Here is a 6,293-nt window from a genome sequence, read left to right on the forward strand (position 1 = left end):
GTGCTGGCCCTTTGCGAGTCGGCGGCCGGGGTCGGGCCGCTGGAGACATCGCCGCCCGAGCGCACCGCCCTGCCGGCCGCGGACGCCGTGCCACTCGAACCGCTGCATGCCACACCGGTCGCGGCGCCCTGCGCGCCGAACCGGGCGGCACTCGGGCTGTGCGAACGCTGAATCCCCGCCATCGACGAAGAGGAGGTCTTCCATGCTCCATCTGCCGCGCACGCTGCACGCCCTGGCCGCTGCACTGTTCACCACGCTGACCGCCGCCGCGGCCCTGGTGTTGCCGGGCGCCGCCCTTGCCCAGCCGGCGGCATCGACGCCGACGGTCTCCCCCTGGGCGCGAGGATGCCGTTTGGTGGCGCTGGGGAGAAGCCCGCAACCAGGGCCTGCTGCCAGCGCCGACCTCAAAGGTCTACGCTCGGGCAAGCAGTTCGTTCTTCTTCGCCAACAGTTGCGCTCCCAGAGCACTCATGTCAAGCCTGGTCCCCTTCGCCTTGGGAAACATCTCGTTCTGTTCCTCCTTGACGTGGTGCTTGACGTACTCGGACATCACCTTGATCTTCGCATCGAACATTTCTCCGTCCGGCTCCTTGCCTTCGACTTGTTCGATGAGGTTCTTGACGGTGGCGTGCTCGACGCTGGCCTCTGGAACGAGCTCCTTGTCCTTCAGCGCCGCCTTGACAGCGGGGTAGAAGATCTCGTCCTCGATCTGCGTATGCACACGCAATTGGAGGCAGATGGCATCCACGAGTGAGCGCTTCTTCGTGGCGCTGCGCGTCTTCTCGTACTGTGCGAAGAGTTCGGAAACCGCCTTGTGGTCGGCGCGCAGGAGGGCGATGGCGTCTTGAGCCTTTGCGCTTGTCTTCTTGCTGGCTGCAGTGCGAGTTCGGGTAGCCATGAGGATGTCCTTTGTTGAGTTGATGCGCCTGAGCAATCGCTGTTCCCGCATGGTTCTATTCACGTTGAGCGGTACCGCTTGTAGAACCGATCCTTGGCGCGCACATTTTTAGTTTTGCCTGGAAAAAGCTCTGGGGCATGATGCGCCGCATGAGTAGGGATCGGTTTTCCGAGGCAGGGGAGCGGTTGAAGGACGCGCGACTGCGCGCGCTTGCGACTACGACGCTCGCCATCGTCTGGACGACAGATCCCGACGGCAGCATTCAGTCCGAGAACCCGTCCTGGGCTGCTTTCACCGGGCAGACACGCAAGCAGTACGAGATCCACGGCTGGCTTGAGGCGATTCATCCCGAGGACCGTCAGCGCTTGTTCGAAGAATGGCGATCTGCGCTTCGCCAGACCCGTCGCTTTGCTGCCGACTATCGATTGCGCCGGCACGACGGCGAGTACCGCGATGTGACAGCGGAAGGCGCCCCGGTGTTCGAGGGCAAGCGCGTGGTCGAATGGGTCGGCTACTGCATTGACGTGACCGACCGCCATCGCGCCGAGGCCGCATTGACGCAAAGCGAGGCGCGTCTGCGCTTCTTCGATGAACTGGGCGTCGCTACGCGCAGCATCGTCGATGCAACCCAAGTAATGGGCATCACCGCCCGGCTGCTCGGTGAACATCTCGGCGCCACGCGGACCGCCTACGCCGACGTGGAAGCTGACAGTGACCGCTTCCACATTCGCAATGATTGGTCGATCGCCGGAGTTGCCAGCAGCGCGGGAACCTACTCACTGACGTCGTTTGGTCCTCAGGCGGTGTCGATGCTGCGGCAAAGCATCAATCTGGTGATCCACGATGTGGATCGCGAACTCGGCGACGAGGGCGGTGGCCGCATGTTCAATGCCATCGGCATCAAGGCGATCATTTGTGCACCGCTTGTCAAGGAAGGGCGGCTGGTGGCGATGATGGCGGTGCACCAGAGTCACCCGCGCCGATGGGGCGACAAAGAAGTCGCGATCGTCAGCGAGGTGGTCGAACGTTGCTGGGCGCACATCGAGCGCGTTGGGGATACCGCAAAGCTGCTTGAGCAGGATCGGCACAAGGACGACTTTCTCGCGACCCTTGCGCACGAGCTGCGCAACCCGCTGGCGCCGCTGCGCTACGCGAGCGAGATCCTGCGCCTTGCGCCGCCGGGTGGGAACCGGGCGAAGCAGGCGCAAGACATGATCGACCGTCAAGTCGGCCACATGGCGCGGCTGATCGACGACCTGCTGGACCTCTCGCGCGTCAATCGTGGTCTCATCAATCTCAAGCTCGAGCCGGTCGGGCTGCGCGGCTTGCTTGAGCAAGCGGTCGAGACGTCTCGGCCTGCGCTCGAAGCGGCGCGGCACCGGTTGGAAGTCAGCTTGCCCGACGAAGACGTTTTCATCATTGCCGACCCTGCGCGCATCGTGCAGATCGTGGGCAATCTGCTCAACAACGCCGCCAAGTACACCCCGGACGGTGGACGCATCCGGGTGGCGGCGTGGAAATCGGACGGCCATGCCTTGATCGAAGTGGTCGACAACGGCATCGGCATACCGCCCAACCAGCAGGGCCGGCTGTTCCAGATGTTCACCCAGTTGCACCACACCGCAAGCCGCGCGCAGGGAGGTCTTGGTATCGGACTGGCACTGGTGAAGACGCTGGTGCAGCTCCACGGCGGAGACGTGAGGGTGTTCAGCAAGGGGCTCGACGAGGGCAGCGCCTTCACCGTCGAGTTGCCGCTGCAGCAACGACAACGTCTGGTGCCGGACGCTTCTGCGGCGCTCATCGATCGCGGCTCCCGAGACAGCGCAGGCGTGCGAGTGCTGGTCGTAGAGGACAACGAGGATGGACTGACCTCCCTGCTCACTTTGCTCGAAACGATGGGCTTCGAGGCTGTGGGAGCCGCTGACGGACCGGCCGGCCTTGAAGCTGCGGAGCGTTTCCTTCCCGATGCAGTGTTGCTCGATCTGGGCTTGCCGGGCATGGACGGTTTTGCGGTGGCCCGTGCATTGCGCGCACACCCACGGCATGCTGGGGTCGTGCTGGTGGCGCTGACGGGCTGGGGCTCCGAGGCGGATCAGAAGCGCACCGCAGCGACCGGCTTCGATCGCCACCTGACGAAGCCCGTGGAGCCCCAGACGCTGCGCGACACCTTGAAGGAGCTCACAGCACGCACCGATCGTCGGCACCCGGTCTGATGGCTTTGACTGCCGCGGCAACTGCCAGAACAGCAGGTCTCGCTGCCAAGGTCGCCCGAAGGAGGATCTCGGGCACAACGGCTGCTTAGGGCAGCCCATGCGTCTTGTGCGCGCAGCCTTTCCCCCATGCACCTTCGTCCTGTCGCATCAGTCTCCGCTCAAGAGCTCGCGGTAGCCAAAAGCATGCTCGTCGCCGATGCGGCCTGGGCGAGCTTGACAGGGGCGCTCTCGGGCGGCGTGGTCCTGCTCGCCTTCGCCCTGGCGCTCGGTGCAGGCCCGCTCGTCGTGGGGCTGCTCGCGGCGATCCCGTTCCTCACCCAGGTCTTCCAGCTGCCTGCCCTCGCGTTGGTCGAGCGGGTGCGCCAGCGAAAGAGGATCGGCGTCATCGGGCTCACGATCGCGCGCGCCCTGATCCTTCTGCTGGCGCTGCTGCCTTTCATGCCCGTGGGAGACGGTCGCCAGCTGGCGCTGCTCATCACCGCGCACCTGCTGATCTCGGCGCTGGGCTCGATCGCCTCCTGTGCCATCAATTCTTGGTTTCACCAGTTGCTGCCGCCGGACGTGCTCGGAGTCTTCTTTGCGCGACGGCTGCTCTTGGCCACCGCGCTGGCCTGCGTGGGCACGCTGGCCGCCGGTCTGCTCGTGGACCACCTGCCGTTCGGCAACCCCCTGCACGCCTACGCCATCGCGTTTGTGGCAGCCGGCATCGCCGGCTTCGTCAGTTCGTTTTACCTGGCCCGCTCGCCCGAGCCGCAGATGCACGACGCGGGGCCGCCGGCATCGCTTGTGCAGCGGCTCAGGGTGCCGCTGCAAGACGCCAACTTCCGCAGCCTGCTGGTCCTGCTGGGCGCGTGGAACCTCGCAAGCAACCTGGCTGCGCCCTTTCTCACGGTCTACCTGCTCCAACAGCTCGGCTATTCATTGACCGTGGTGACCACGCTGTGGGTCACCAGCCAGCTCGCCAATGCGTTGACGTTGCTGCTGTGGGGTCGGGTGTCCGACCGGCTTTCCAACAAGGCGGTCCTCGCCGTCGCCCTGCCGGCCTATTTCGCCTGCATGGCGGGCCTGGTTTTCACCCGCGTCGGAGAGCCCTATGGGCTACAGCTTGCGCTGCTCTATCTGCTGCATGTCGTGATGGGAGCGGCCAGCGGGGGCATCGCGCTGGCCACCGGCAACCTCGGGCTGAAACTGGCGCCGCAGGGGCAGGGCACGGCCTACTTGGCCGCCATCGGGCTGATTTCCTCCGCCGCCGGCGGCCTGGCGCCCCTGGCCGGCGGAGCCATCGCCCAGTGGTTCGAACTCAGTCAGTTGTCGGTCGTCGTGCGCTGGGTTTCGCCGATGCGCGAGGACGAAGTGTCGCTGCTGCGCTTTTCCCACATGGAGTTCCTGTTCGCCTTGTCGGCACTTCTCGGCTTGTACGTGATGCATGCCTTGTCCCGTGTGCGAGAGGGCGACGAGGTGAGTGAGCGGCAGGTTGTGCAGGAACTGGCACTCGAGGCCTTGCGCACGGTGAATCACCTGTCGTCCGTGGGCGGCTTGCTCGGCAGCCTTGTCTCGTTCGAGCGGCTTTCGGAACGGCGCATGTTCAGCCGACTGCGAAGGAAACCACCCGCGCCCTGAAGCGCACCGTCGGCGCCCGGGGCTTCACGGTCGCGCGACCTGCAAAAAAGCCGTGCGCTGCGGCGCTTCGCGCGGGCACCACGCGTTCCGGAATGCGCTCGTGATCGAACGCGGTAGTTTTTTCTCGAAGCAGTTGATCCTCGAGAAGCGCAGGCCCACGGTTCACATTCCCGTGATAACCCAGTTTTAGTGGACGCACGGTGGGCAGCGCACCCTAAATCAACACCGTCGGGATGGCGCTAAGGTCACGCCATGCGTTTGCTCGGACATCAAGCCCGATATGTGCTCGCCCACCCTGGGAGTTTCACACTCCGCGCGCTGAAGGCGTTCCGCGCGAACCAGGGGCTGCTGCTGGCGGGCGCCGTGGCCTACTACGCGCTGCTGTCGATCGTGCCACTGCTCATCCTGAGCGTCATTGCGCTGTCTCACGTCATTGACCAGGGGGACTTGTTGGCCACGATTGGGCTCTACCTGGAGTGGCTGATTCCGGGCCAGTCGCGCGCCATCGTCGACGAATTAAGTAAGTTCTTGATGCACCGCGACATCATCGGTTGGGTGTTGCTGGCAACCATGCTGTTCTTCAGCTCGCTTGCATTCACTGTGCTTGAGAACGCAATGTCGGTGATCTTCCTGCACAGAGTCGCGGTGCGGCGGCGTCACTTCATCGTATCGGCACTCCTGCCCTACGGCTACATCCTCACGCTCGGTGCCGGTCTGTTGCTGGTCACGCTGGTGGCCGGCAGCCTTCAAGCGATGGGCGAAGAGAGCGTCGAGACGTTCGGCCGTGAGTGGTCGCTCAGCGGCTTTTCCGGTGTGCTGTTGTACGTATTGGGCCTGACAGGCGAGGTGTTCGTGTTGACCGCTGTCTACATGGTGATGCCGGTGGGGCAGCTGGCGTTGCGACACGCATTGATCGGTGCCGTCACCGCTGCACTGCTCTGGGAAGTGACACGCCACCTCCTGATTTGGTACTTCAGCACACTGTCGCAGGTCAGCTTGGTGTACGGATCGCTGACGACCGCAATCGTCCTACTGCTCAGTCTGGAGATTGCCGCGGCGCTGCTGCTGTTCGGCGCGCAAGTAATCTCGGAGTACGAGCGCATCGAGCGAGGTCAGCCAGAAGCCCCGCCGCAAGCCTTCCGCACCGACTGAGGGGCGCTCGTTCGGCGATAAGGCACGAGGGTCCTAATGGACTGCCTACCGAAGGGATTTGTTCGCAGTCGAACCGTTGCGGTCAGGCATTGGTGCTTCACGGCGGACGCGCCGACGGCCCTGACCCGGAGGCCGACCGCCCTGCCGTCACGGCCCCGCCCTCCAGGTCACCGTGGCCTTCGGTTCGCTCGTGGAAGAAGCACTTCGCAATCATCCGACACCCGTTCCGTCAGCCAGTCCGTTGCCTCCTGGGAAGGCATGGGCCGAGCGTAGAGGTAGCCCTGACCCTTATCGCACTCCAGCCCAGCCAGCACGACGGCTTGACCTTCCGTTTCGATTCCCTCGGCCACGGTCTGCATGCCGAGGCTGCGCGCGACGCGCACCGTGGCTTCGATGAGCACACGGTGATG

Annotated in this window: 5 protein-coding genes and 1 pseudogene; 3 read left to right on the plus strand and 3 right to left on the minus strand. The window is 64.5% G+C overall.

The annotated features are described in order from the left end of the window. Positions 1-412 precede the first annotated feature (412 nt). On the minus strand, positions 413-898 hold the full coding sequence (locus H0W38_RS14310; RefSeq protein ID WP_292455199.1) for a hemerythrin domain-containing protein: 486 nt from the start codon (positions 896-898) through the stop codon (positions 413-415). Positions 899-1,047: 149 nt separating this feature from the next. On the opposite strand from H0W38_RS14310, the gene H0W38_RS14315 reads away from it, so the two are divergent. Both H0W38_RS14315 and H0W38_RS14320 read left to right on the plus strand, forming a co-directional pair. Continuing rightward, positions 1,048-3,111: an ATP-binding protein gene (locus H0W38_RS14315; protein ID WP_292455202.1), complete on the plus strand. Its 2,064-nt coding sequence runs from the start codon at positions 1,048-1,050 to the stop codon at positions 3,109-3,111. A gap of 183 nt (positions 3,112-3,294) precedes the next feature. Beyond that, positions 3,295-4,731, plus strand: coding sequence for an MFS transporter (locus tag H0W38_RS14320; RefSeq protein ID WP_292455204.1), 1,437 nt, complete (start codon positions 3,295-3,297; stop codon positions 4,729-4,731). Between the two features lie 43 nt (positions 4,732-4,774). On the opposite strand, the pseudogene H0W38_RS14325 reads toward H0W38_RS14320, so the two are convergent. Continuing rightward, positions 4,775-4,891: pseudogene (locus tag H0W38_RS14325) on the minus strand (catalase); the annotation flags it as partial. Positions 4,892-4,983: 92 nt separating this feature from the next. Between H0W38_RS14325 and H0W38_RS14330 the strand changes: the two are divergent. Next, positions 4,984-5,883: a YihY/virulence factor BrkB family protein gene (locus tag H0W38_RS14330; protein ID WP_292455207.1), complete on the plus strand. Its 900-nt coding sequence runs from the start codon at positions 4,984-4,986 to the stop codon at positions 5,881-5,883. A 167-nt stretch (positions 5,884-6,050) separates the two neighbouring features. Here H0W38_RS14330 and H0W38_RS14335 read toward each other — a convergent pair. Beyond that, positions 6,051-6,293 (minus strand): EAL domain-containing protein (locus H0W38_RS14335; protein ID WP_292455209.1); only part of this gene is annotated, 243 nt, incomplete at its 5' end.

The organism is Methylibium sp. (assembly GCF_013817365.1).
Classification (GTDB): domain Bacteria; phylum Pseudomonadota; class Gammaproteobacteria; order Burkholderiales; family Burkholderiaceae_C; genus Methylibium.